The sequence below is a fragment of the Yoonia sp. genome (assembly GCF_036007805.1).
In the GTDB taxonomy this organism is placed as follows: domain Bacteria; phylum Pseudomonadota; class Alphaproteobacteria; order Rhodobacterales; family Rhodobacteraceae; genus Yoonia.
Map to the genome: position 1 here is coordinate 1 of NZ_DASYOK010000219.1, position 2,166 is coordinate 2,166.

General features: G+C 60.1%; 3 protein-coding genes. All 3 read right to left on the reverse strand.

Annotated elements, in window-relative coordinates:
* Nucleotides 1-676: recombinase family protein (locus VGP75_RS12180; protein WP_327543925.1), on the reverse strand; the 676-nt coding region annotated here is incomplete at its 3' end.
* Nucleotides 673-1,716 (reverse strand): tyrosine-type recombinase/integrase, encoded by a 1,044-nt coding sequence (locus VGP75_RS12185; RefSeq protein WP_327543926.1) that lies wholly within the window; start codon nt 1,714-1,716, stop codon nt 673-675. The genes VGP75_RS12180 and VGP75_RS12185, both read right to left, overlap by 4 nt.
* Nucleotides 1,713-2,166: site-specific integrase (locus tag VGP75_RS12190; RefSeq protein ID WP_327543927.1), on the reverse strand; the 454-nt coding region annotated here is incomplete at its 5' end. The genes VGP75_RS12185 and VGP75_RS12190, both read right to left, overlap by 4 nt.

Genomic DNA, 2,166 nt, shown 5'->3' on the forward strand with positions numbered 1-2,166 from the left:
TGCCGCGGATGCGGTGACCACGAATAGCGGTGTCACGCCATGGTTTGCCGCTGGGGCCGGGGATATCCTCGCCGTTGAGCTTTTTTGCGATGGTTTTGGGTGACAGTCCATCGCTGAACTCTGCGAATATCCTGCGGATCAGGACGGCCTCATCCTCATTGATCGTGCGCTCGCCTGTCACGGGCATGCCATCTGGTCCAAGACGCCGCACGACATCATAGCCGTAGCTGTTGCCGCCGCCCGAGCGTCCTGCTTCGACACGCCCACGCAGGCCACGATGGGTCTTGGCGGCGAGGTCTTTGAGAAAGAGCTGGTTCATCGTGCCCTTAAGGCCGACATGCAATTCGCTGATCTCGCCCTCGGACAGGGTGACAATCCGCACCCCGTGAAAGCTCAGGCGTTTGAACAATGTCGCCACATCTGCTTGGTCGCGGCTCAACCTGTCAAGGGCTTCGGCGACGATCACATCGAAAGCACCACGGCTGGCAGCCTCCATCAGACGCTGCACGCCGGGTCGCTGCATGCTGGCCCCCGACATGGCCATGTCCGTGAAAATCTCGGAAACGGTCCAGCACTCGCGGGCGACGCGTTCACGGCAGATCCTCAGCTGGTCCTCAATGGAGGCTTCGCTTTGCATCTGAGATGAAAACCGCGCGTAGATTGCTACTCTGGTCATGATTGGTCTCCCTTAAGGCGGTTGAGCAGTGCTGCGTAATCCCGTCCCGCATCGATGGTTTGTGCGTGAATGTAATGGCGCTCGGCGGTCTTGAATCCTGAGTGTGCCAGAACCGGTCGGATCAGTCGCGCATTTTGTGCTGAACTCCGCGCCAAAGTCGTCGCAGCAGCATCGCGAAACAGATGTGGCGGGATGCGTTTGCCGGTCAATTTGAGGGTGACATCCCCGATGCGGCTGCCAATGTAGATTTGTCCCATGATCTCGCCGCGCTTGCCGACCCAAAGGGTGTCGTGGCGCTGATTGCCGCGTGCCAGCAGGGCAGGGCGCACCTCGGTGATGTAGCAGCGCAGGACTGGGGCGACCTGATCGGGAACAGTGGCCTCCCATGGCACACCTGTCTTGGTCATGTCCCTGGACAAGGTCATCACGATCTCATCAGCGGTGAGATGCAATGATTGCCCCACACGTAGTTCACAAAAAGAACGACGCCGAATTGGCAGGACGGCCAAAAGGGCGATCATCAAGCCATCGCGCTGGCACATCATCCGCTTGAGGGGCGTTGAGGCGGCATCGGCGTCGGCTGTGGCGTGAGTCAGACCGGCTTTGAGCAACACCGCGCTCGATAGAATACGCCCATTTTTACGGTCGGGATCACCGCGTCCGGCTGCGCGCTGCAGCCCTTTGCGCAAGCGCAGTTGCATAATCCAGTCCCCTGCGGGATCAGCAGCGCGTAGCACGCGCAGAACCGCATCGACAAACATGAGGCGCGACATCGGTTTGGTGTGTTCTAATGCCACAAGCCAGGTTTGCAGGCGAGCAAGGGTGGCGCGATTCACGGGCGGCAATGCCAGCGCATCCGGATCTGTGGTGGCCAGCCACTGCAACCAGCGCCCATACCGCACTTGCAGTGTGTCGAGCGATGTTGGCCGCAAGTGTGTCAGGCCCCCGGGATCATCCAGAGGCCCGGCACTTTTGCAAAGAGCGTCCCACATCGCACGATCCGAGCGGGGCCATTGGGCACGGGGGAGGACCAGGCTCATGTTGTGCGCCCTCTCTTCGTCTCGATCAGATCGGCAAAGGCGCGGGTTGCGGACTTGACCTCAAGACCGGAATACAGACTGATCGTCTTGCTGACGTCCGAATGACCGAGCAAGCGGCGCGCGACTTCATAGCCACCCGGATTGGCATCCAGCCAGTTCATCACAGCCAGATGGCGAAATAAATGCGCGTTGACGGTCAAGCCAGTCTCTTTGCCAACGCGCTTGCGGATCCGAGCAGACAGCTGATTGGGTTCTATGGATGCCGCCCTATCGCGCATGGGAAACAGCCAGGGGGTCCCTGCAGGGCAGATCATCGGGCTCCGGGTTGCCAGATGCTGATCAATCATACGGACCAGATATTGGGGCAGCTCAAACTCGATTGGACGCCCGTTCTTGACGTCGTCTTCTGTCACGACAAGGAAGGCGCGACCATCACCGGGGCGCTGCAGG

Bases quoted from the DNA above. Each gene is read 5' to 3' on its own strand.
- VGP75_RS12185 (WP_327543926.1), bottom strand. From the start codon at position 1,716: ATGAGCCTGGTCCTCCCCCGTGCCCAATGGCCCCGCTCGGATCGTGCG.